The organism is Streptomyces sp. NPDC055815, from assembly GCF_053616475.1.
This window is the reverse complement of sequence record NZ_JBSHDU010000030.1, coordinates 49,851-72,663: the sequence shown is the minus strand read 5'-3', so window position 1 is coordinate 72,663 and position 22,813 is coordinate 49,851. Positions and strand designations below refer to the sequence as shown.

General features: G+C 74.8%; 23 protein-coding genes. 16 read left to right on the top strand and 7 right to left on the bottom strand.

What is annotated here, in order from left to right; translation table 11 throughout:
- Positions 1–152: 152 nt before the first annotated feature.
- Genes ACWGN5_RS20410 through ACWGN5_RS20400 form a run of 3 tightly spaced genes read left to right on the top strand, consistent with a single transcriptional unit; the run spans position 153 to position 3,526 of the window.
- Positions 153–1,379 (top strand): APC family permease, encoded by a 1,227-nt coding sequence (locus ACWGN5_RS20410; protein ID WP_453517022.1) that lies wholly within the window; start codon positions 153–155, stop codon positions 1,377–1,379.
- Positions 1,380–1,407: 28 nt separating this feature from the next.
- Positions 1,408–2,748, top strand: a complete 1,341-nt coding sequence (locus ACWGN5_RS20405; RefSeq protein WP_453517019.1) for a lysine N(6)-hydroxylase/L-ornithine N(5)-oxygenase family protein — start codon at positions 1,408–1,410, stop codon at positions 2,746–2,748.
- A 43-nt stretch (positions 2,749–2,791) separates the two neighbouring features.
- A complete protein-coding gene (locus tag ACWGN5_RS20400) occupies positions 2,792–3,526 on the top strand; it encodes a pyridoxamine 5'-phosphate oxidase family protein (protein ID WP_453517016.1) in 735 nt (244 codons plus the stop codon).
- 152 nt (positions 3,527–3,678) lie between these two features.
- Here the strand turns inward: ACWGN5_RS20400 and ACWGN5_RS20395 are convergent, their stop codons facing one another.
- Positions 3,679–4,059 (bottom strand): DUF6479 family protein, encoded by a 381-nt coding sequence (locus ACWGN5_RS20395; RefSeq protein WP_453517013.1) that lies wholly within the window; start codon positions 4,057–4,059, stop codon positions 3,679–3,681.
- A 121-nt stretch (positions 4,060–4,180) separates the two neighbouring features.
- Here ACWGN5_RS20395 and ACWGN5_RS20390 point away from each other — a divergent pair, with 121 nt between their 5' ends.
- Entirely contained in the window at positions 4,181–4,690 is a 510-nt protein-coding gene (locus ACWGN5_RS20390; RefSeq protein WP_453517010.1) for a SigE family RNA polymerase sigma factor, read from the top strand.
- Between the two features lie 49 nt (positions 4,691–4,739).
- On the top strand, positions 4,740–6,014 hold the full coding sequence (locus tag ACWGN5_RS20385; protein ID WP_453517007.1) for a hypothetical protein: 1,275 nt from the start codon (positions 4,740–4,742) through the stop codon (positions 6,012–6,014).
- Between the two features lie 49 nt (positions 6,015–6,063).
- Here ACWGN5_RS20385 and ACWGN5_RS20380 read toward each other — a convergent pair whose 3' ends face one another.
- The gene (locus tag ACWGN5_RS20380; RefSeq protein WP_453517004.1) at positions 6,064–7,755 is read right to left on the bottom strand and encodes a bifunctional 3'-5' exonuclease/DNA polymerase; all 1,692 of its coding nucleotides are present in this window, start codon (positions 7,753–7,755) and stop codon (positions 6,064–6,066) included.
- Positions 7,756–8,173: 418 nt separating this feature from the next.
- The gene (locus ACWGN5_RS20375; protein WP_453517002.1) at positions 8,174–9,418 is read right to left on the bottom strand and encodes a LuxR C-terminal-related transcriptional regulator; all 1,245 of its coding nucleotides are present in this window, start codon (positions 9,416–9,418) and stop codon (positions 8,174–8,176) included.
- Positions 9,419–9,566: 148 nt separating this feature from the next.
- On the opposite strand from ACWGN5_RS20375, the gene ACWGN5_RS20370 reads away from it, so the two are divergent.
- Together ACWGN5_RS20370 and ACWGN5_RS20365 are read left to right on the top strand one after the other, a co-directional pair.
- Positions 9,567–10,493: an NADP-dependent oxidoreductase gene (locus ACWGN5_RS20370; RefSeq protein WP_453516999.1), complete on the top strand. Its 927-nt coding sequence runs from the start codon at positions 9,567–9,569 to the stop codon at positions 10,491–10,493.
- A gap of 30 nt (positions 10,494–10,523) precedes the next feature.
- A complete protein-coding gene (locus ACWGN5_RS20365) occupies positions 10,524–11,081 on the top strand; it encodes a GNAT family N-acetyltransferase (protein WP_453517101.1) in 558 nt (185 codons plus the stop codon).
- A gap of 370 nt (positions 11,082–11,451) precedes the next feature.
- Here the strand turns inward: ACWGN5_RS20365 and ACWGN5_RS20360 are convergent, their stop codons facing one another.
- The 3 genes from ACWGN5_RS20360 to ACWGN5_RS20350 form a co-directional block, all read right to left on the bottom strand.
- Entirely contained in the window at positions 11,452–13,554 is a 2,103-nt protein-coding gene (locus ACWGN5_RS20360) for an FtsX-like permease family protein (RefSeq protein WP_453516996.1), read from the bottom strand.
- On the bottom strand, positions 13,548–14,384 hold the full coding sequence (locus tag ACWGN5_RS20355; protein ID WP_453516993.1) for an ABC transporter ATP-binding protein: 837 nt from the start codon (positions 14,382–14,384) through the stop codon (positions 13,548–13,550). The genes ACWGN5_RS20360 and ACWGN5_RS20355 overlap by 7 nt, the downstream gene beginning before the upstream one ends.
- 122 nt (positions 14,385–14,506) lie before the next feature.
- Complete coding sequence (locus ACWGN5_RS20350; RefSeq protein WP_453516990.1) at positions 14,507–15,328, bottom strand: NAD(P)H-binding protein; 822 nt, start codon at positions 15,326–15,328, stop codon at positions 14,507–14,509.
- 124 nt (positions 15,329–15,452) lie between these two features.
- Between ACWGN5_RS20350 and ACWGN5_RS20345 the strand changes: the two genes are divergently transcribed.
- The 9 genes from ACWGN5_RS20345 (at position 15,453) to ACWGN5_RS20305 (ending at position 22,172) form a co-directional block, all read left to right on the top strand.
- A complete protein-coding gene (locus ACWGN5_RS20345) occupies positions 15,453–15,845 on the top strand; it encodes a winged helix-turn-helix transcriptional regulator (RefSeq protein ID WP_453516987.1) in 393 nt (130 codons plus the stop codon).
- The gene (locus ACWGN5_RS20340; RefSeq protein ID WP_453516984.1) at positions 15,821–16,957 is read left to right on the top strand and encodes a DUF2786 domain-containing protein; all 1,137 of its coding nucleotides are present in this window, start codon (positions 15,821–15,823) and stop codon (positions 16,955–16,957) included. Before ACWGN5_RS20345 ends, ACWGN5_RS20340 begins: the two co-directional genes overlap by 25 nt.
- A 59-nt stretch (positions 16,958–17,016) precedes the next feature.
- The gene (locus ACWGN5_RS20335) at positions 17,017–19,083 is read left to right on the top strand and encodes an FUSC family protein (RefSeq protein WP_453516981.1); all 2,067 of its coding nucleotides are present in this window, start codon (positions 17,017–17,019) and stop codon (positions 19,081–19,083) included.
- A gap of 96 nt (positions 19,084–19,179) precedes the next feature.
- Positions 19,180–19,779, top strand: a complete 600-nt coding sequence (locus tag ACWGN5_RS20330; protein WP_453516978.1) for a hypothetical protein — start codon at positions 19,180–19,182, stop codon at positions 19,777–19,779.
- An 82-nt stretch (positions 19,780–19,861) separates the two neighbouring features.
- Positions 19,862–20,455, top strand: coding sequence for a SigE family RNA polymerase sigma factor (locus ACWGN5_RS20325; RefSeq protein WP_453517098.1), 594 nt, complete (start codon positions 19,862–19,864; stop codon positions 20,453–20,455).
- Positions 20,452–21,177 carry a hypothetical protein gene (locus tag ACWGN5_RS20320; protein ID WP_453516975.1) on the top strand — a complete coding sequence of 242 codons (726 nt, stop codon included), beginning with the start codon at positions 20,452–20,454 and terminating at the stop codon, positions 21,175–21,177. Before ACWGN5_RS20325 ends, ACWGN5_RS20320 begins: the two co-directional genes overlap by 4 nt.
- Before the next feature lie 134 nt (positions 21,178–21,311).
- Positions 21,312–21,476, top strand: a complete 165-nt coding sequence (gene rpmG / locus ACWGN5_RS20315) for a 50S ribosomal protein L33 (protein WP_225801770.1) — start codon at positions 21,312–21,314, stop codon at positions 21,474–21,476.
- A 2-nt stretch (positions 21,477–21,478) separates the two neighbouring features.
- Positions 21,479–21,733, top strand: a complete 255-nt coding sequence (locus ACWGN5_RS20310) for a type B 50S ribosomal protein L31 (protein WP_453516971.1) — start codon at positions 21,479–21,481, stop codon at positions 21,731–21,733.
- A gap of 226 nt (positions 21,734–21,959) precedes the next feature.
- Positions 21,960–22,172, top strand: coding sequence for a DUF397 domain-containing protein (locus ACWGN5_RS20305; RefSeq protein WP_063992029.1), 213 nt, complete (start codon positions 21,960–21,962; stop codon positions 22,170–22,172).
- A 65-nt stretch (positions 22,173–22,237) separates the two neighbouring features.
- Here the strand turns inward: ACWGN5_RS20305 and ACWGN5_RS20300 are convergent, their stop codons facing one another.
- A complete protein-coding gene (locus ACWGN5_RS20300) occupies positions 22,238–22,735 on the bottom strand; it encodes an ATP-binding protein (protein ID WP_369144947.1) in 498 nt (165 codons plus the stop codon).
- Between the last annotated feature and the right edge of the window lie 78 nt (positions 22,736–22,813).

Below are 22,813 nucleotides of genomic sequence, written 5' to 3'. Positions count from 1 at the left end.
AGCCTCTGGCGCCGGCAAGGGCGCCGTCCGTTGTGCCCACCCTCCCCCAAGCTCTCGGCTTCGCTCGAGCAGGGGGGACCCCCATCGCCCCTTGCGGAACGCCTGCCCACAACGGGCGGGGCGCCGCCCACAACTCAACTGGAGGTGACACCATGACCGATCTGCTGCAGCGACCCACCGCCCTCGGCGTGCGCGCGCTCGTCGTGTTCTACGTCAGCAGTCTCGTCGGGACCGGCATCCTTCTGGTGCCGGGGCTGACCGAGCGGCAGGCCGGCCCCGCCGCGCTGCTCGCCTGGCTGGCGCTCGCGCTCAGCTCGTACCCCTTCGCGCGTTTCTTCGCGGAGATGTCGGCCTGGCGCCCCGACGCCTCCGGCCTCGCCGCGATGGTGGAGGCCGGCTTCGGCCGCCGCCCGGGCCGCGCGGCGGCGCTGCTCCTGGTCGCGACGTACGTCATCGGGAATCCGGTGATGGGCATCGTGTCCGCCCGCTGTCTCCTCGGACTGATCGGCCAGCCCGACGGGCCCGTGTACCCGATCGCGATCGGCTTCATGGCGCTGTCCGCCGCGTTCACCCTGCTCGGTCTCACGGCCGGCGCCCGGGTGCAGGCCGCGGCCCTGGTCGTGCTGCTGCTCGGCCTCGGCGGGGCCGTGGTGCTCGCGGTGCCGCGGTTCGACGCGGGGGAGTACACCCCGTTCCTCACGCACGGCTGGGGCGGCGTCGGCATCGCCGTCGTCACCGCCTTCTTCTCCTTCCTCGGCTGGGAGAACGTCTCGACCCTCGCCGAGCAGGTCGACGACCCGGCCCGCAGCTACCGCCGGGCGATCCGTTGGGCGGTGCCGATCGTCGGGCTGCTGTACGCGGCGGTGACGGCCGCCTACCTGGCCGTTCCCGGCGACGAGCCCGTCGTCATCACCGCCCTCCTCGGCGCCTCGCTCGGCGACGCCGGTGCCTTCGCCGGCGATCTCCTCGCCCTCGGGCTCGCGGTGGTCGCCACCAACGCCTGGGTGCTCGGCGCGACCCGGGTCGTCCGGGCCGCCGCCCGCGAGCGGATCCTGCCGCACGCCCTGGCCGACCGCCCGGTGCCTGCGACCGTCGCCCTCGCCCTCGCGTACGCGGCCGTCCTGGCCACCCTGACCCTCACCGGCACCGGTGAGGAACTGGTGCTGGTCGTCACCAGCAGCGCCTTCCTGCTCCTGTACGTGGCCGCCGCCGCGGCCGCCCTGCGGGCCCGCGGCACCGGCCGCGCCCTGCGCGGGACCGCCGTCGTGACCCTGGTGATCGCGGCCGTCTTCCTCTCCTTCGCCGGTACGGGGCTGCTGCTCGCCCTGCTCCTCGCCGCCGGCTGCGCCGCCGTCGCCGGCCGCGCCCGAACCTCCTGAACCTCCGCCCACCGAAAGGCAGTCAGCCATGAACGAGACCTCGCACGAGACCACGCCCGTCTACGACATCGTCGGCGTCGGCTTCGGGCCCGCCAACCTCGCCCTCGCGATCGCCATCGAGGAGTACAACGAGCAGGCCGCGCCCGACGAGCGGCTCACGGCCGTCTTCCTGGAGAAGCAGCCGAACTTCGGCTGGCACCGGGGCATGCTCCTGCCGGACGCCACGATGCAGGTCTCGTTCTTGAAGGACCTGGCCACGATGCGCAACCCGCGCAGCCGCTTCGGTTTCGTGCCGTACCTCCACGACCGCGGCCGTCTGGTCGACTTCATCAACCACAAGGTGCTGTTCCCGACCCGCGAGGAGTTCCACGACTACCTCCAGTGGGCCGCCAACGGCGTGGACCACATGGTCCGTTACGGGCTCGAAGTCACCGCGATCCGGCCCGCGGGGGCCGCCGGACCCGCCGTCGAGGTCGACGTCGCCGCCGTCGGCGAGGCCGAGGCCGTCACGTACCGGGCGCGGAACCTCGTCATCGGCACCGGCCTCGTCCCCCGGCTCCCCGAGGGCGTCACCTCCTCCGAACGCCTCTGGCACAGCAGCGAGTTCCTGCACCGGCTCGCCGCCCTGCCCACCGAGAACCCGCGCCGGTTCGTCGTCGCCGGGGCCGGGCAGAGCGCCGCCGAGATCGCCGACCACCTCCACCGGACGTACGAGGGGGCCGAGGTCGTCGCGGTCCACACGCGGTACGGCTACAGCCCGGCCGACGACAGCCCGTACGCGAACCGGATCTTCGACCCGGAGGCCGTCGACCTCTACCACGGGGCCGAGCCGTCCGTCCGCCGGACGCTCATGGACTACCACCGCAACACCAACTACGGCGTCGTCGACATGGACCTCATCGAGGAGCTGTACCGCCGCTCGTACCAGGAGAAGGTCCGCGGCGAGCAGCGGCTGCGGATCCTCGGCGTCACCCGGCTCACCGAGGCCGTGGAAGGCCCCGACGGGGTCCGCGTCCAGGTGCGGAACCTGGCCACCGGCGAGACGGAGACCATGGAGGCCGACGCCGTCGTCTACGCCACCGGCTACTCCGAGCCCGACCCGGGCCGGCTGCTCGGCGCGCTCGACGCGGCCTGCGCGCGCGACGAGGACGGCCGGCTGCGGGTCCGCCGCGACTACCGGGTGGAGACCGCGCCCGAGGTGGAGGCCGGGATCTACCTGATGGGCGGCACCGAGCACTCCCACGGCATCACGGCCAACCTGCTCTCGATGGCCGCGGTCCGGGCCGGCGAGATCTGCGACTCCCTGGTGGCGAGCCGTCACGACGGCCGGCGTTCCGACAGGCGGAAGTCGGTGGCGGCGACGGGCTGATCCCCCGTACACCACCTACAGCCGCACGGAACGAGAGGTCATCATGAGCAGCACCACCACAGAGCTCGGCGACGAGCCGGCCGTCACGGAGCCGGCCGCAGCCGACCTGGCCGTCACCGAGCGGACCCGGTTGCGCCGGATGCGCCACAAGGGCAGCCACCGGCGCGCCGACCTGGACGCCGTGCTCGCCGCCGGCTTCCTCTGCCACCTCGGCGTCACCGTCGACGGCACGACGATGGTGGTGCCCACCGCGTACGGCGTGGACGGCGACCGGCTCTATCTGCACGGCTCGGTCGCCAGCCGCAGCCTGGTCCAGGCCCCGGACACCACCGTCTGCGTCACGGTCACGCACGTCGACGGCCTCGTCCTCGCCCGCTCCGTCTTCGAGCACGGGGTGAACTACCGCTGCGCGATGATCTACGGCGTCCCCGAGATCGTCACCGACCCGGAGGAGAAGCTCCGCGGTCTGCGGGCCCTGACCGAGCAGAGCTCCCCGGGCCAGTGGGAGTACGCGCGGCAGCCGAGCCGCAAGGAGCTGGCCGCGACCGCGCTCCTCGCGCTCGACCTGACCGAGGCCTCGGTGAAGACCGCCGACGGGCCGCCGGACGACGGCGAATCCGAGGACGCGGCGCTCGGCCTGTGGGCGGGCGTGCTGCCGGTGGTGACCACCTTCGGCGAGCCGGTCACCGACCCGGTCCTCCCCGCGGACTCCGCCCCGCCGGCGCACATCGCGGAGCGCGCGGGCCGGATCCTGGGCGGCGAACCCGCCCAGGCGTAACCGGAGCCGGAGCCGGAGCCGTTTGGCCGGAGCCGGAACCGCTACCCGAACCGGAGCCAGTACCCAAGCCGGAGCCAGTACCCGAGCCGGACCAAGCCCAGCCGATTGCGGCTGGGCTTTTCTGGGTCAGGGGCCGGGGTCAGGGGCCGGCGTCAGTCGCCGTGGCCGGTGCCTCCGCTGCCGAAGCCACCACTGGAGATGCCGCCCCACTTGCGCTTCTCCTCGGTGGGTGGATCGGTCGAGGCCTCCCCGGCGTTCTTGAGCTGGTAGGGCATGAGCCGGTGCTCGCCGTCGGTCTGCGGCATCTCGGACGGCTTGCGGTACTCCTCCATCTCGCCCGGCAGGGCGCCGGTGTCGGGCCGGTGCGGCTGTTCGTCCGGCTTCGGTTTCTTGGACTCGCGGTCGCTGAGCCGGAAGCCCAGCCAGACGGCACCGATGAGGACGAAGACGACGACGAGCCCGCCGACGACCTGGGCCAGACCTGACTGCCAAACCCCAGCGGCCAGGTTCTCTGCTGCGCTGAGAGTGTTCATACCAACAGGATTACCCGCTTCCGCTTCTTCGGATACGTAGGGCTGAAACATTTCCGCGCTCCCGTCGCGTCAATGAGGTGTACGCCGGCCACACCCCGTGACCGCGAGGGAAAGGAGGGGCATGAGAAAGTCCCGCGCGGACGCGTTCCTGGAGTTCGCCTCCGCACGAACAGGGCACCTCTTCCGCTCGGCATGCCTGCTGACCAGCGGAGACACACATCTCGCCGAGGACCTCACCCAGGAGACCCTCGGCCGGATGTACGCCCACTGGGGCCGTATGGCGCGGGTCGGGAACCCCGCCGCGTACGCCCAGACCGTGCTCGTACGCACCTTCCTCAGCCACCAGCGGCGCCGCTCCGCCACCGAGCGCCCCCTTGGCGAGCTGCCCGACCGCGCCCCCGAGTACGGCGAGGACCCGGCCCTGCGGATCGCGCTGCTCGACGCGCTCGCCGGCCTCGCGCCGAAGGACCGGGCGGTCCTCGTCCTGCGGTACTGGGAGGACCGCAGCATCGAGGAGACCGCCGACGCCCTGCACGTCAGCTCCGCCGCCGTCCGCACCCGCTCGGTGCGGGCGCTCGCCAAGCTGCGGGACCGACTCGGCGGCAGCGTCGCCACGTTCGCCACCCGCTGACCCCGAACGTTTCCCGCTTTCCCTACCGACCTGAGACGGTGATCCCGGCATGCCCCAGAACGAAGAAACCCAGGCCTTCGAGGAGGAGCTCGGCGCGGCCCTGCGCAGCGCAGGCGACGGCTTCTCCGCCGACGACCGGCGCGAACTGATCGCCGGCGGGCTCCAGCGCGGCCGGCGCCGCCTGGTGCGCCGGCGCCTCGCCGTGACCGGCGGCGTCCTCGCGCTCGCCGCCGTCGGCATCGGCGGCGTGTACGGCGGCTCGCTGCTCGGCCCCGAGGGGTCGGCGACGACGAGCTCGGTGGCGGCGCCGCCGCCGCGGACGGGTCCGGCCGACCGGCCCGCGGGGAAATGGGAGCTTGCTCCCGAGATCCCCGTCAAGGACCTCGCCGCCGTCCTCAAGGCCAACACCCCGGCCGGCCAGTGGCAGTTCGACAACCTGGACGGCAAGGGCCAGTCCGTCACCGGCGTCTACGACGACGGCCGCGGCAAGGCGGGCGTCAGCGTCGGCCTCTTCCGGGCCGGCGGCACTCCCGAGGCCGGCGCGGACCAGGTCACCTGCCCCGACAAGGTGGTCGTCCGCTACGACAGGTGCGCCAGCCAGCGGCTGCCGGGCGGTGACCGGTTCATGGTCATCGAGGGGTACGAGTACACCGACGGGCGCGAGAAGACCAAGAACTGGCGGGCGGTGCTGCTCACCAAGGACGGCTTCCTCGTCGACGCGAGCGAGTACAACGCCGCCGCCGAGAAGGGCGCCGCGATCACCCGCGAGAACCCGCCCTTCAGCGCCACCCAGCTGCAGACCCTCGTCACGGCCCAGGGCTGGCGGCCGCTGCTCAAGCAGCTGCCCGCGCAGCCGAAGCCCTATCCCTCCGAGAGCCGGCTGCCCGCCGTGCCGAGCGCCGCCGCCGTCCAGTCCACCCTGCGCCGCCTGCTGCCCCAGGGCCTCACCGTGACGTCCCACGGCGGCGGCGACGGCCACGGCTACGTCGTCGTCGACGACGGCAAGGGCAAGAGCCTCGTCGGGGTCGACGTCCAGCCCGACGCCGGGAAGGCCGTCGCCGAGCTCTTCTCCGGCGCCGGGGTCGTCACCCTGCCCGACGGCACCAAGGTGAAGTCCACCCAGCAGCCCGGCGAGAAGGGCGGTGCCGGGGTCGTGTGGTGGAGCGTCGACACCCTGAGCCCCCAGGGCTTCCGGGTGGCGGTCTCCGCCTTCAACGCGGGCGCGCAGCACGAGGCCGCCACGCGCGCGGAGCCCGCGCTGACCATGGAGCAGCTCAAGGAGCTGGCGCTCAGCCAGAGGTGGCGGACGCTGCCGACGAAGTAGGGGCGGGCGGACCTGCGGTACGGGCCCGGGGGGACTCGTACCGCAGGCCCTACTTCGCGTCCGAGTACCGCTCGACCGTCGCCGTCGTGAACGGGAACCGGACCGGTGTCTCGCCGAACGCGATCCGCCCGGCCTCGTCCCCGGCCGCGCGGATCGCCTCCGTCACCGCCTCCGCCTCCTCCGCCGGGCAGTGCACGATCACCTCGTCGTGCTGGAAGAACACCAGCTCCGCGCGCATCCCCGACAGGGAGCGCCGCAGCGCCGCCAGCATCAGGAGCGCCCAGTCGGCGGCGCTGCCCTGGACGACGAAGTTACGGGTGAACCGGCCGCGGGCCCGGGCGTTCCCCGAGGCGTACCCGGGGACGAACTCGCCGCTCTCCGGCTCCGGTTCGCCGGACTCCTGGGGGAGCCCGGCCTCCTCGTCCTCACCGGAGCCGACCGCCCGCGGGCTGGTGCGGCCCAGCCAGGTCCGTACGAGCCGGCCCTCCTCGCCCGCCTTCGCGGCCTCGTCGACATAGGCCACCGCGCGCGGGAAGCGGCGGCGCAGGGCCGCGAGGTTCTTCAGGCCGTCGCCGCTGGTCTGCCCGTAGATCGCGCCGAGCAGCGCGATCTTGGCGTGGTCGCGGTCGCCGGAGAAGGCGCGGTCGGACAGCCGGGTGTAGAGGTCGTCGGGGTGCCCCGCGACCTCCATCAGACCCGGGTCGCGGGAGATCGCCGCGAGCACCCGCGGCTCCATCTGGTCGGCGTCCGCGACCACGAGCCGCCAGCCCTCGTCGGCGACGACCGCCCGCCGGATCACCTTCGGGATCTGCAGGGCGCCGCCGCCGTTGGTCGTCCAGCGCCCGCTGACCGTGCCGCCGGGCAGGTACTCCGGCCGGAAGCGGCCGTCGCGCACCCAGTCGGCCAGCCAGGACCAGCCGTGGGCCGTCCAGATCCGGTACAGCTTCTTGTACGCGATGAGCGGCTCCACGGCCGGGTGGTCGATCTCGGCGAGCTCCCAGCGGCGCGTGGACCTGATCCGGATCCCGGCCTGGGCGAAGGCCTTCACCACGTCGGCGGGCAGATCGGGCCGCACCCGGCGGCCGAACGCCGCCGACACCTCGTCCGCGAGCTCCGCGAGGCGGCGCGGCTCGCCCCCGCCCGCGTACCGCTCGCCGAGCAGCTCGCCCAGCAGCTCCCGGTGCACGTCCGCGCGCCACGGCAGCCCCGCCCGGTGCATCTCGGCGGCCACCAGCATCCCGGCCGACTCGGCGGCGGTGAGCAGCCGCATCCGGCCCGGGTGCTCGGCGCGGTCGTGGCGGCGCAGCTGCTCCGCGTAGACCGCGAGGAGCCCCTCGAAGGGCACGGAGGCGGTGGGGCGGGGCTCGAAGAGCGAGTCCTGCGAGCCGGGCTCGGCGGCGCGCTGCGGCGGATCCGGGGGTACGGGGGCGTTGCGCAGCCGCGCCAGGGCGGCCGCCGCCGATCGCGGCTCGCCGAGCCGGCCCTCGTGGCTGAGGAGGAGCTGCTCGGCGTCCTCGATGTCGTAGCAGCGCTCGACGCGGACGCCGGCGGCGAGGAGCCGCGGATAGACCTCGGCCGTCGACCGCCACACCCAGCGGGCCACGTCGGGCCTCTGGCGGACGGCCGCCACGAGGTCCGGCTCGCGGCGCACGGGGGCGGTGGGCCGGCCGTCGGGCCCGAGGGGCACGAGCAGCGCGCCGTCCCCTTCGGTCTCGACGCCCAGCGCCCACCTCTCGCTCATACGCGCGAGTCTGACACCCGGCACTGACAACGACGCGCGGCGCCGCGCCCCGCGCGCCCGCGCTCCGTGCCCGCCTGGGCCCGCGCCCGCCTGGGCGACCCCGCGCCCGGCTGGGCGGCGCCCCGCGCCCCGTGTGGGCCCGCGCCCGGGTGGACGTCGCCCCCGCCGTGTGGGCAATCGTCCCGCTGGGGCGGGACGGGTGGGCACACGGGACGGCGCCCTCTCGCGGCGCCTCCGCGTTCCGCGCCTGGACCCGCACCACCAGTGCGCCGTCACCAGGGGTGCGGGTTCGGGCGCGGGAGCCTAGGCCCGGCAAGGGGCGCCGTCCGTTGTGCCCACCCGTTCCGCCCCGGCGGAACGCATGCCCACAACGGGCGGGGCGCCGCCCCACAACGGGCGGGGCGCCGCCCCACAACGGTTACGCCGCCGCGTGGAAGAGGGCGGCAGCCTCGCCGCGGGAGTCGACGCCCAGCTTGTTCAGGATGTTCGCGACGTGGAACTTCACCGTCGACTCGCTGATGTGCAGCTCCTCCGCGATCCGCCGGTTCCGGTGCCCCAGCGCCAGGTGCCGCAGCACCTCCACCTCCCGTTCGCCGAGCCCGGTCAGCGGGTGGGCGGCCTCGACCGGGGCCTCCGGGGTGGCGAGGGGGATCACCGCCGTGATGGTCGTGCCCCAGCCGGGGACCGCGTCCATGTCGAGCCGCCCGCCGAGCACCTCCAGCCGGTCGCGGATCGTGCCGGCGCCCAGGTCGCAGGGGGCGAGCCCGCCCGCGCCGTCGTCGCGCACGGAGGCCCGCAGTTCGTGTTCGGTCAGCTGCCAGCCGACGTGGACCCGCCGCACGGAGTCCTGCTCCAGGACGATCAGGAGCAGCGACCGGACGATGGCCCGCGCACTGTGCGCGACGTCGGCCGCGAGCGAGCGCGTGGAGTCGGGCGCGCCGAGTTCGAGCCGGACCTTGCTGTGCCGGAGCATCGGCCGCAGTTCGCCCGCGAGCCGCTCGAAGGCGTCCTCCGCGGGCTCCTCCGCCAGCGCCCGGTCCCGCCGCTGCTCGGCCCGCATCTCGATCAGCGCGGACGCGGCCAGGTCGGTGGCGGTGGTCCGGGCCGTCGTGTCGTCGAGGGCCCGGCTGCGCAGCACTCCGAGGACCCCGGAGAGCGCCGCCGCGTGCGAGGCGGTGAGTTCGGCGATCACCCGCGCGCGGGTGTCGGCCGCCGCGCGCGAGCGGGCCAGCGCGCCCGGCACCGCCTCCGTCGCGAACCGGTCGAAGTGCCCGGTGACCAGGTCCCACAGCGCCTGCGCCACGGTGAGCGCGGCCGCGTCGGCCGGGGCGGTGCCGTCCTCCCGTACGAGCACGAGGACCGCCCCGCGCCGGGTCGCGTGACTGGTGACGGCGACGACCTCGCGCTCCCGGCCGCCGATCGTCGCGCGCCCCTGCCAGGGCGCGCCGGGGACGCCGGCCGCGAGCAGCGGGGCCAGTTCGGCGGCGGTCATCAGCTCCGTACCGCCGAGCCGCTTGAAGGGGGAGTGGGCGCAGTGGGTGGAGAGTTCGGCCGCGTCCACGTGCGGGACCAGGGGGGCGAGGGCGGCGGAGACCTTGGGGAGGATCTCCCCGAGCGGCTGCCGGATGATCTCGTACGCGGTGGTCAGCGTGAGCGCGTCCATGCGGCTCAGCGTAATCGGGGACGGCCGGCTGACGGCCCGTCTTTCGGACAGGTGGGACTGGCCGTTGGGAGGGCGGGGGCGAGGTGGCCCGCGGCGCAGGATGGGGACATCGAAGAGCGAACGACAACGGGCAGCAGCGGAGGCTGAGATGGAAGCGATCGTGTACGAGGAGTTCGGCGGCCCCGAGGTGCTGCGCCACGAGACCGGCGTCGCGAAGCCGGAGCCCGGCCCGGGGGAGGTAAGGGTCAAGGTGGCCGCGGTCGGGCTCAACCCGGTGGACTGGAAGCGGCGTTACGGCTGGGTCGAGGAGTTCTACCCGACGACCTTCCCCGCCGTCCCGGGCCTGGAGTTCGCGGGGACGGCCGACGCGCTCGGCGAGGGCGTCACCGACGTGGCCGTCGGCGACGAGGTCCTCGGCTGGACGAAGACCGGCGCCTACGCCGAGTACGCCATCGCCGGCACCGTCGCCCCCAAGCCCACCGGGCTCTCCTGGGAGGCCGCCGCGAGCCTGCCGGTGGCCGGCGAGACCGCCCAGCGGGTCCTGGACCTGCTCCGGGTGCGGGAGGGCGAGACGCTGTTCCTGCACGGTGCGGCGGGCGTCGTCGGCTCGGTGGCCGTGCAGCTCGCGGTCGCGGCCGGGATCACGGTGATCGGCAGCGCCTCGGAGTCCAACCACGCGTACCTGCGGGAGCTCGGCGCGATCCCCGTGGCGTACGGGGACGGGCTCGCCGACCGGGTGCGGGCCGCCGCCCCGGAGGGCGTCGACGCGGTCTTCGACGCGGCCGGGCACGGGGTCCTGCCCGTCGCGATCGAACTGCTCGGCGGCGGCGGCGCGGCGAAGGAGCGGATCGTGACGATCGCGGCGACGGACGCGGCGGAGCACGGCATCGTCTTCTCCGGCGTCACGGGGGCGCCGGAGGCGGTACGGGCCGGGCTCACCGCACAGGCCCGGCTGGCGGCGGAGGGCGCGCTCACGGTCCGCCTGGCCGAGTCCCTGCCGCTGAAGGAGGCGGCGCGGGCGCAGGAGCTGAGCGAGTCGGGCCATGCGCGGGGGAAGATCGTCCTGATCCCGTAAGCGATGCGATGACGGAGGAAGGCGATGCCGATGTACGCGATGTCCCTGGGCGACGACGGCGCGGAGCTGCGCCCGCTCGAACCGTGGCAGGCCGAGGAGTTCCTCGCGCACATGGACCGGGGACGGGAGTTCATCGGCGCGCGGAACGGGCTCCCGGACGTGGTCACGGACCTGGAGTCGAGCCGGGCCTTCCTCAGGGCGTACGCGGAGCGGGCGGCGGCCGACACCGGACGCATCCACGGCATCTGGTCCGAGGGCACGCTCGTCGGCGCGGTGATCCTCCGGAAGTTCGACCTGACGGACCGCACGGCGGAGGCGGGCTGCTGGCTGGAGCCGGCGGGCGTCGGCAAGGGCCTGGTGACACGGGCGGCGCGGGCGCTCATCGACTGGGCGATCTCCGTGCGGGGCATCCACCGGGTGGAGTGGGTCGTCTCCTCGGACAACGAACCGAGCATCGCGGTGGCGCGGCGGCTGGGGATGACGCGGGACGGGGTCCTGAGGGAGAGCTACGACTACCGGGGCAAGCGCCACGACGAGGAGATCTGGGCGATCCTGTCCAGAGACTGGCGAGCCACGCCCACGCCCTGACCCCGCCCGTTGTGGGCATGCGTTCCGCCGGGGCGGGGTGCCCACCCCGTTGTGGGCATGCGTTCCGCCGGGGCGGAACGGGTGGGCACAACGGAACGGCGCCCCTGCCGGCGCCCGAGGCTTCCGCGCCCTGACCCGCACCCGGTGTGCACCGCCGCTCGGGGTGCGGGTCCAGGCGCGGAACGCGGAGGCGCCGCTGAAGGGCGCCGTCCCGTGTGCCCACCCGTCCCGCCCCAGCGGGACGATTGCCCACACGGCACGGGCACGGGCACGGGCACGGGCCGGCGCACCGCCCGGACCCGCGACGCGCGGACGGGGCGGTGACCCGGCTCCGACCCCGGTCACCGCCCCGTCGTCCCACCATCGCCTCTCATCGCGTGAGCCGCCACGCGGGAGCCACCGCCCCGGCGACCGCGACCACCCCGCACACCCCCGCGGCCGCCCCCACCTGCGTCCACGGCAGGGCCAGGACCACCGGGGCCGAAAGCGCCGCCAGGCCCGCTCCGAGGGTGCCCAGGACGACCGCCGTCACCACCAGGCCAAGGAGCGTCCCGATCGCGACCGCCAGCGCCGCCTCGCCCGCCACCACCCGCAGGATCTGGGCCCGGGTCGCCCCGGCGAGCCGCAGCGAGGCCAGTTCCCCGCCCCGTACCGAGGTCGCCATGAGCAGGGTGTTGGCCAGGCCGATGACCGTGTAGACGAGGGCGATGCCGAGGACCAGGACCATGCCCAGGCGGTTCTGGGGGTTCCCCGCCGGTACGGCCCGCTCGGCGGCGGACCGTACCGTTCCTCCGCTCGCCGCGAGGGCCCGCACCGTCCCCGCCCCGCCCCCGCGCGCGTCGATCCGGTCGAGCGCGGCGCCCGGCGCGTTCGCCCGGGTGACGTACGGCCCGTTGTCGCCGGTCCCGAGCGCCAGGACGGCCACGACCCGGAGCCGTACCGGACCGCTCCCGTCCGCCCGCCACACCTCCACCGTCTCGCCGACCCGGTGCCGCTCGAACTCCTCGTTCACGACGATCGACCGGTCGTCCAGGTCCCGCAGGTCCCCGGCGGTCACCGGCAGCCGGGCCAGCTCCGCGAAGGCCGCCGGGTCGGCGACCGCCCGCGCCCCGTACTTCACGACGGCCTCGGCCCCGTCCCGTACGAACACGGACGTCGCCCCGGTGGCGGACACCACGGCCCCGGGCGGCGCCGTCACCGGCCGCAGGTCCTCGCCGCTCGCCACGTACTCAGCGGCCGTCTGCTCCCGCGCCTCGGCCTCCTTCGCGCGCGTGACGCTCGTCGCCGAGCCGAACAGCGTCCCGGCGAGCGCCACGGTCACGAGGACGGGCCCGGCGACGGCGGCGGTACGGCGGACGGCGGCCGCGCTGTTCTCCCGTACGAGCGTCCCCACCGCCCCGCGCGCCCGCAGCAGCCGGGCAGCCGGCCGGACGAGGAGCGGGGACAGCAGCGCGACGCCGGTGATCAGGAGCATCGGCAGGGTCGTGTACGTCTTCCGCTTGAGCAGCGCGGACGGCTCGGTGGCGCAGGTCCAGACGAGGAGTCCGAGCCCGGCCACGACCAGGCCCGTGCCGAGCACGGCCCGGCCGAGGGGCAGGGCGTCCGCGTCGACGTCCGCCTCCCGCAGCGCGGCCGTGGGGCCGACCTTCCCGGCGCGCCGGGACGCGGCGACGGCCCCGGCGAGAGCGACGGTGACCCCCGTCCAGAAGGCCGCGTGGTAGGGCCAGGAGGGCCCACCGATCGTGAACCACGCGGGCGCGAGGCCGCCGTCGACGAGCGTCCGGGCGAGGAGGGGCCCGCCGAGGGCGCCGAGCGCGCACCCGGCGGCCGACGCGAGCACCCCGAGCACCGCCGCCTCGGCGAGGAGCAGCCGCCGGACCTGGCCGGGGGTGGCCCCGGCGGTCCGGAGCAGCCCGAACTCGCGCCGGCGCAGCGCGACGGCGAAGGCGAACGTGGAGGCGACGACGAAGACGGAGACGAAGGCGGTGACGCCGCCGGAGGTGCCGAGGAGGGCGTTGAGGCCGACGAGGGCGCGGGCGTCCCGCTCGGGGTCGGGGTCGGCCCGGGCGCGCTCGGCCCCGGTGAGGACCCGGGCGCGGTCGCCGACGAGCGCCCTGACCTCGGCGACGGGCGCGTCGAGGCCGACGGCGTCGGGGCCGCCGGAGGTGGTGACGGTCCAGCGGGCACGCAGCTCCCGGAGCAGTCCGTCGTCCACAGGCTGTGGACGGTCGAGCCACTGCTCCACGGGCACGGTGTCGGGCCCGCGCCGCACGTCGAGGGTCAGCCGGTCCTGGCCCGAGACGACGACGGGCGAGGAGGCGAACCGCTGGGGAGAACGCTCGGGCGCGTGAAAAGTGGCGGAGAGGCCGAGTCCCATGGTGGCGAGCAGTCCGACACCGAGCGCGAGCGCGACGAACCCGCCGAGGAAGGAGGCCCAGCGGTCCCGGATCCCGGAGAGGACGACGGTCAGCACGAGGAACTCCCCACGGAGACACCGACACCGGCCACGTGCCCGCCGCCTCCCGGCCGCCCGCCCCCCGAGCACCCACCCAGGCCCCCATCAGGGCCCCCGCCGGGACCCCCACCCGTCTCCAGCGCCGTCATCCGGGCCGCGACCGTCTCCACCGTCGGGGCCGTCAGTTCGGCCGTGACCCTGCCGTCGACCAGGAAGACCACCCGGTCCGCGCGGGACGCCGCCACCGGGTCGTGGGTGACCATCACGATCGTCTGGCCGTCGCGGTCGACCAGCTCCCGCAGCATGGCGAGCACCTCGCGGCTCGTCGTCGAGTCGAGCGCGCCGGTCGGTTCGTCGCCGAAGAGGACGGCGGGCCGGGTGATCAACGCCCGGGCGATCGCGACCCGTTGCTGCTGGCCGCCGGACAGTTCGCCGGGCCGGTGCCGTTCCCGGCCGGCGAGCCCCACGCGCGCGAGTGCCTCCCGGATCTCCGTACGGGACGGCCGCCGGCCGGCCAGCCGCAGCGGCAGGGCCACGTTCTGGGCGGCGGTCAGGGAGGGCAGCAGGTTGAAGGACTGGAAGACGAAACCGATCCGGTCCCGCCGCAGCAGCGTGAGGCGCCGCTCGCTCAGCCCCTCCAGCGCCGTGCCGCCGACCTCCACGGTCCCGGAGGTGGGCCGGTCGAGTCCGGCGGCGCACTGGAGGAGCGTGGACTTGCCGGAGCCGGACGGCCCCATGACGGCGGTGAAGGTGCCGGCGGCGAAGTCGAGGTCGACGCCGTCGAGGGCGCGGACGTCGCGGTGGTGCCGGGTGAGTCGGCGGAGCCGTACGGCGGGGTTCGAGGTCATGGTTCGAGCCAACCGTTTCGGCGCGCCCCGATCACGACCACCAGCGGGCGTCCCCGGGGTATGCCTGGCCCTACCCCCGGCCCCGGCCTTACCCCCCGCCCCTCCCTACCCCCGGCCCCGGCTCACCCCTCCCGTACGGCCTTCACGAACACGTCCAGCGCGTCGAGGGGCTCGCGCCCGCCGAGCAGCGCCCGCAGGTGGCCCCGCTCCACGCCCGTACCGTCCAGGAAGCCGTGGGCGATCGCCGAGTACGTGCTCGCCAGCATCGGCACCTGGAAGGGCACGGCCCCGGAGGCGGCGAGGGCGGTACGGGCCTCCGCGAGCGTCCCCGGGGCGTACTCGGCACCCAGGGCCGCAGCGAGGTCCGCGCCGCCGAGGGCGCGCTCGCCGACGAGTTCGTACACCCGGTTGCGGTGGGCGGCCGGATCGGTGGCGACGGAGACGGCGACGTCCGCGAGGTCCTCGCGGGCGACGGCGGCGAGCCGGCCCTCGCCGAGCGGGCCGGTGATGCGGTGCTCGGCGTCGGGGGAGGCGATCCAGGTGAGGAGTTCGGCGTAGAGGCCGTTGCGGAGGATCGTCCAGTCGAGCGTCGTGGACCGCTGGAGCCGCCGCTCGGTCCAGCGGTGCGCGAGCGCATACGTGAGGTGGTCGCCGTCGCCGGAGAGGCTCGTGTAGACGACGTGCCGGACACCGGCGGCCTCGGCGGCGGAGATCGCGGCCTCGTGGCGGGCGACGACGACGTCGTCCTCGCCGTAGCCGGCGGAGATGAGGAGCAGCGTGTCCACGCCGGCGAAGGCCTCCGGGAGGGTCTCCGGCGCGTCGAAGTCGAGCCGGCGGGTGCCGGGAAGCCCGGCGCGGGTGCCGAGGACGACGTCCTCGCGGCCGGCGAGGCGTGCGGCGACGAGAGAGCCGAGGGCGCCGGAGACGCCGGTGACGAGCAGCATGGAATTCCCCCAGGGGCCGTGACGGCTGAGACCATCGAGAGCGATCGGGAACGATCGGGAGCGGTTGAGAACGATCCAGGACCATCGTGAACGGGTGGACGGTCGTGCGGAAGGAGGCACATTGATGTCAGAGGGGCACACGGAGGTAACCACCGAGCCCTTGGTCAGCTGTGCCGAGGACTGCGGGGTACGGGACGTCCAGGACCGGCTCGGCGACAAGTGGACGGTGCACGTCGTCGTCGAACTCGCGGCCGGGGCCCGGCGGTTCAGGGAGCTCCAGCGGCTCGTCACCGGCATCTCGCAGCGGATGCTGACCCTGACGCTGCGCCGCCTCGAACGGGACGGGCTCGTCTCGCGGACGGTGTACCCGACGACCCCGCCGCAGGTGGAGTACGCGCTGACGGAGACAGGCCACAGCATGACGCACCTGATCAAGCAGCTGATCGACTGGTCGCTCGACCACCGCGCGGTGATCGCCCGGTCGCGCGGGGAATGGGACGCGAGGGGCACGGCGTGAGCACCACCATCGACAAGGCCTTCGAGGCGCTGTACGCGACCGACGACGGCTCCCTCGACATGGCGGCCTCGCTGCTGGCCGCAGCCCCGGGCACGGACGCGGAACTGGCCCGGCGGGGCGAGGAGTTCGTCCGGACGCTGTGGGTGCGGGGCTGGCAGCCGGCGGACCTGGTGCGGATGGCGCGGCGCGAGCTGTCGGACGAGCACGTACGGCTCCTGGCGGGGCTGATCAGGACGGAGACGGCCTCCTACGAGCGGCTCCCGCACCGCTGGCAGGCGCAGCTGGACGACCTGGACCCGGCGGAGGGGCGTCCGACGGACCGCTTCTCGCGGGCGACGACCGTCCTGGAGCTGTACCGGCTGCTCGTCCGGCTGCCGCGCCTGGACGCGGTCGGCCCGGTGCCGGGTGAGGCCCTGCCGCCGGCGGTGGCGGGCGAGCCCCGGATGCTGACCCGGATCAGGGCGCTGCTCGCGAAGGCGGAGGCGACGGGCTACCCGGAGGAGGCGGAGGCGCTGACGGCCAAGGCCCAGGAGCTGATGGCCCGGCACAGCCTGGACGAGGCGACGCTCGCGGCGGGCGCGCCGTCCCCGGAGGCGCCGGGCGCGGTCCGGATCGGGGTGGAGCCGCCGTACGAGCAGGCGAAGGCGATCCTGCTGGACGCGGTGGCGACGGCGAACCACTGCCGGGCGGTGTGGAACGAGACGTACGGCTTCTCGACGGTGGTCGGCTTCGAGGCGGACCTGGACCCGGTGGAGCTGCTGTACACCTCGCTGCTCGTACAGGGGACGGCGGCGATGACGCGGGCGGAGGCGGAGCAGCGGGCGGGCGGCCGCAAGCGCACGAAGTCCTTCCGGCAGTCCTTCTTCCTCGCGTACGCGAACCGGCTCGGCGCCCGGCTCGCGGCGACGTCCCGCCGGGTGACGGCCGAGGCCCCGACGCTGTTGCCGGCCCTGGCCTCGCGGGAACTGGCGGTCACCGCCCGCACGGACGAGCTCTTCCCGGAGACCCGCACGACGCGGGTCCGGGCGGCCTGGGACGAGGCGGGCTGGACCCATGGCGCGACGGCCGCCGACCGGGCCGGTCTCCACCCGGACCGCCCGCACCTGCCGTAGGCCGCCGGGGGCAGTGGGGGAAATGCCCGGTTCGGGGAGCTCGCGGATACGCTCTGCGCATGAGCTGGCTCCGGGCGCTGAAGGAGACCGCCCGCTCCGGCCTCACCGTGGAGCGGCGGCGGCTCGAACCCGCCGTCGCGGCACGCGGCGCCCTCGGCCTCGCCCTCGTCGTCGGGTTCTCGCTCGCGCTCTTCGGCCCCGCCGTCGCCGCCTCCTCCGCCTTCGGCGCCTTCCAGGCGGCCATCGCCACCTTCCAGCGTTCCTGGCGCCCCCGCCCCACCCTCGCCCTCGCCTCGGGCGCCAGCCTCGCCGTGTCGACGTTCCTCGGCTATCTCACCGGCGCCCACACCGGCCTCTTCCTCGCCCTGCTCCTCCTCTGGACGTTCCTCTCCGGGCTCGCCTGGGCCGCGGGCCCAACCGCCGGCATCATCGCCTCCTCCAACGTGGCGATCATGCTGGTGACGGTCACCCTCCCGACCTCCGTCGCCACCGCCGCCGGCCACGCCGCCATGATCTTCGCGGGCGGTGTGGTCCAGGCGGCCCTGGTCGTCCTCCTCCCGGTCCGCCGCTGGGGCGCCCAGCGCGACGCCCTCGCGGACGCGCTCGCCGCCGAGGCGGACTACGCCCGCCGGCTCCGCCACGACCCGGTCGCCCCGTTCGACCCCGTACCGCTCATGACGGCCCGCAACGCCGCCGCCGTGACGCCCCGCCAGGCCCGTACCCGCCCGGCGGAGCTGCACGGCGCACGGGGCCTCGCGGAGCGGATCCGCCCGGTCCTGGCCTCGCTCGCGGACCCGGCGGTGGGCGTGCCGGAGGAGGGTCCTGAGCGGGCCCGGGTGCGGGAGCTGCTCGGCGCGGCGGCCGAGGTCCTGGACGCCGCCGCGCACGCGATCCGGCACGGCGAGCCGGTCGTCCTGCCCCCGCCCGCGCTCGCCGCCCTCCGCACCCCGGACACCGGCGCGATCCTCAAGGGCCCGTCCCGCCGGGCGGCGCTCCGCCTGGTGGCGCTGCTGGGCGACGTCGTCGAGACGGCGGAGCCGCGTACGGAGACCTCGGAGCCGTACGCCCAAGGGGCCCGCGCCCGGCCGACGCTGCCCCGCCTCGCCCCCCTCGTCCTCGCGAAGGTGCGCGCCGAACTGCGCCCCGACTCCCCGGTCCTCCGGCACGCGGTCCGCGTCTCGGCGGTCACGGCCGCCGGCTACCTGCTGGGGACCTGGCTCCCGTTCGGGCACGGCTACTGGGCGCCGATGGCCTCGGTGATGGTGATGCGCCCGGACTTCTCGCAGACGTACGCGCGCTCGGTGGCCCGCTTCGGCGGCACCCTCGTCGGTGTGGCCCTGGCGACGGCGGTGGTGCAGTCGGCGCACCCGGGCATGTACCTGTCCGCCGCGCTCGCGGTGGTCTGCGCGTTCGGGATGTACCTGCTGATGCGGACGGGGTACGCGGCCGGCCAGGTCTTCGTCTCCGCGTACGTCGTCTTCCTGCTCGGCATGGCCGGCGCGGGCCTGACCCAGACCGTACGGGAACGGGTCCTGCTGACCCTCCTCGGCGGGGTCCTCGCGATGCTGTCGTACGCCGTCTACCCGGCCTGGGAGACGCCCCGGCTGCGCGGCCGGCTCGCGGACTGGCTGGCGTCGGTCGGCGCGTACGCGGCCGTCGTCGCCGCGCGGTACGCCGACCCGGCCGGGCCGGCCAGCCCCGACGTACGGGAAGCGCTCCTGAAGACCCGGGCCGCCCGCGTCGCCTGGCAGGAGGCGGTGGCCCGGGCGACCCACGAACCGGTCCGGCACCGGGGTCTCTCGCACGCGGCGGTGGAGCAGGCCGAGCACGCGCTCGCCGAGTTCGGCCGGGTGGCGATGCTCCTGGAGGCGCACCTGCCGGAGCGCGGCGCCCCGCCCGTACCCGCCGCCGCGACCCTCGCCGAGTCCCTGCACCGGTCGACGGAACGGGGCGCGAAGCAGGTACGGGAGCGCAGGGAGCCGCACTGGGACGACCTGCGCGAGACCGTCACCGCCTGGTCCGCCGAACCCCCGGACCACTTCCTGCTCGACAAGGGCGCCGTCCTGCTCCTGGAGACCCTGGAGGAACTCACGACGGCCCTGACGGAGTCGAAGCGCGGCCGCTGATTGCGACGAGGTGTCATCCGGCTGCGGGCGGACCGGAGTTGAGAGGGATGAGGGCGGCGAACGGTCGCGGCCCCGCGAGATCCCAGGAGCAACCGGATGAAGAAGTACCTGCTTGCGGCCGCCGGTGTCGTGGCCGCGGCGGTGATCGCGGCACCGTCGGCGGTGGGCGCGTCCACGGAGACCTCCGCGAAGCCGGCCACCACCCCGGCCACCGCACCTCTCCAGGCGAGGGCCGCCGCCGCACCCGCCGCCGCGGCCGTCACCCCTGCCGCGGCCCCCACCCGGATCCACACCGTCCGCTCCGGCGAGCGCGTGGACGCCGGGCTCGGGTACACGGTGTGGCTGACCGAGGACGGCAAGCACTGGGCGGGCCCGGACGGCTACGAGAACTTCCGCAGCGTGGTCGACGGCAACATCGACCGCTCGCAGCCCGGCGTCAGCCACCAGAGCGAGGGCAGCGAGGCCGGGGCCTTCCACTCGGGCCTCTTCTACGGCACGCGGAAGGCGGGCCGCGTCGTCCTCACCGACGCCGAGGGCCACAAGACCGTCGCCACCCTCGTCGCGCTCCCGGGCCACCCCGACTGGGGCGTCTGGTACGCCGTGACGGGGCCGGGCTCCAAGACCAGCAGCCCGGCCGTGGCGCTGTACGACCGTGCGGGCACACTCCTGGCCGAGCTTCCGGCCTGGAAGTACTGACCCGGCGTACGTCACCGTGACGGGGCCCGCTCCGGGCCCCGTCGTCCCCGTGTCCCACCGACAGATCGCGAGGCCCGAGACAGTGCCGCACGAGTCCGCCCCGGCCGTCTCCTCCGCCCCCTCCGCCACCGAGGGCGACGAGGACGACGGCTTCGCCGAGTTCGCCGTCGCCGCCTGGCCGCGCCTCGTGCGCACGGCCCAGCTCCTGACCGGGGACTTCCACGAGGCCGAGGACCTGGTGCAGACGACGCTGGCCAAGGTCTACGGGCGCTGGCGGCGGGTCCCCCGCGCCGAGATCGACCTCTATGTGCGCCGCGCGCTGATCAACAACAACCTGAGCAGGATCCGGCGGAAGCGGGTCGTCCACCTCCTCACGCCGGTGCTGCCGGAGTCGCTCCGCCACACCGCGGCCGGCCACGCGGAGGCGGTCGAGGAACGCGCCGGGCTCCTCGCCGCCCTCGCGGACCTCTCGGCCCGCCAGCGAGCCGTGATGGTGCTCCGCTACTGGGAGGACCTGACCGAGCCGCAGATCGCGAGCGTGCTCGGCTGTTCCCTCGGCACGGTCAAGTCCCATGCCCGCCGCGGTCTCGCGGCGCTGCGCGAACACCCCCGGCTCGCCGCCGCCACCACCGTTTCGCTTCCCCCTGTCCCCGCCTCTTCCGGAGTCCGCCCATGAACCCCACGCCCCTGCCGGACCCCGGCCCGTCCTCGTCCGGCCCCGGCGAGAGCGAGGTTCGGGGCGTCTTCGCGCGCGTGGCTCTCGATGTCACCCCGGGCCCGGTGCCGCTGGCCGCCGTCCGGCGCGCGGGCCGCGCGTGGCGGCGGCGCAGGACCGCGGGCCTGTCGGCGCTCGCGGTGCTCGGAACGGCGACGGCCGTGGCGGCGGTCGTCGCCCTCGTTCCCGTACGGCCGTCCCCGCCGGCCCCCGCGCCCGTCGCCGCCCCGCCGACCGCCGTCCGGACCTCGGCACCGGCGGTCGCCCCGACGCGGACCCCGCCTCCGGTCCGGCTCGTGGCCGCGGGGGAGCGGGTGGATGCGGGAGAGGGGTGGAAGGTCTGGCTGACGGGGGACGGCAAGCACTGGACGGGCCCGGACGGCTACGAGAACTTCCGCAGCGTGGTCGACGGGAACCTCGACCGCTCGCAGCCCGGCGTCAGCCACCAGACCGAGGGCGGCCCGGCCGGGACGTTCCACTCGGGCGTCTACTACGGGACCCGGGCGGCGGGCCGGGTCGAACTCACCGACGCCGGGGGGCGCACCGTCCTCGCCACGCTCCTTGAACTGCCGGGCCGCCCGGGCTGGGGCGTCTGGTTCGCGCGCACCGGCCCGGGGGACGGGCGGGCCGGGGTCACGCTCTACGACCGTGCGGGCGCGCGCCTCGCCCACCTCCCGGCTTGACGAAGCCACCCGGGCCGGGGCGGTCGGGGCGGTCGGGGCGGTCGGGGCCGGGCGCCGGGGCCGCCGCCTGGGGGTGACGTACCTCTCCATCGAACTATTGGCAATGGGATTCATTTTCATTTACTCTGCACAGCATGGCACGCAATGAACTCCGACCCGTCGTCAAGCTCCGCTCCACCGCCGGAACCGGATTCACCTACGTCACCCGCAAGAACCGCCGCAACGACCCCGACCGGCTCACCCTGCGCAAGTTCGACCCGGTCGCCGGCCGGCACGTCGACTTCCGAGAGGAGCGCTGACCATGAAGCCCGGCATCCACCCCACGTACGAGCCCGTCGTCTTCCGCGACAAGGCCGGCGGCTTCGCCTTCCTCACCCGGTCCACTCTCGCCAGCGAGAAGACCGTGGAGTGGGAGGACGGCCGCACCTACCCCGTCGTCGACGTGGAGATCTCCTCGGCGAGCCACCCCTTCTACACCGGCACCGCGCGTGTGCTCGACACCGCCGGCCGCGTCGAGCGCTTCGAGAAGCGCTACGGACGGCGCGAGGCGCGCTGATGCTCCCAGGCGCCCCTCGGGGCGCCTGACCTCAGATGATGGGATGTCAGTAACGCTCTACCAGTCGGTAGCACGCTCAGTCGCGTAGTCGCTACGCCACCCCTTGTGCACGTGCATCTGCTCATGCATCCGCATATGAACACAGCTATGATCCGAGGAAGTTGACACCTGCACCAAGCAACTCGGGGAGCTACCAGTGCATCATGCGCATCACGCGTACAACGGCATGGCGGCCACGGAGCTGCGAGGAGTCGTGTGGCAGAAGAGCCGGCACAGCAACTCCCAGGGATCCTGTGTGGAGTTCGCCAAGCTGCCGGGCGGTGACGTCGCCGTGCGCAACTCGCGCCACCCCGACGGGCCCGCTCTCGTCTACACGCCCGCGGAGATCGAGGCTCTCCTGCTGGGCGTCAAGGACGGGGAGTTCGACCACCTGGTGTGACGGTGACTGAGACGCGAGAAGGGCCCCGACGGTTGCCGTCGGGGCCCTTCCCGTGCTCGGTCGCGCTACTCCGGTCCGATCCGGAACAGCGCCCACACCACCTTGCCCTGGAGCGTGCCGGCGAGCGGGTGCCAGCCCCAGCTGTCGCTGAACGAGTCCACCAGGAACAGACCGCGCCCCGACTCGGCGGCGAAGTCCTCCTCGCCGCCGCGCGCCTCCGGGCTCTCCCGGCTGGGGTCGCGCACGGCGCACACCAGGCGCGAGGCCCAGCGCATCAGGTGCAGCCGGACCGGCGGGTTCTGGCCGTCCTCCTGCGGCGCGTCGGCGGGCACCGCGTGACGCAGCGCGTTGGTGACGAGCTCGGAGACGACCAGCGCCACGTCGTCGAAGCGCTCCGTCAGCTCCCAGCGGTCGAGCGTCGCGCTGGTGAACTTGCGGGCCCCGCGCACGGCTTCGTACCGGGCGGGCAGGGCGCAGGAGGCGGAGGTGGAGACGGCGCCGGGATCGATCGGCGGTAGGCCCTGCCGTAACGGCTCGAGCACGGTCGATCCATTCGTCCCCATGCGAGGCACTCCCGGGAATCGCGACTGTGGTGCGACAACACGACAACACGAACGAGTACGCGGCTGCGCGGGCTCCAT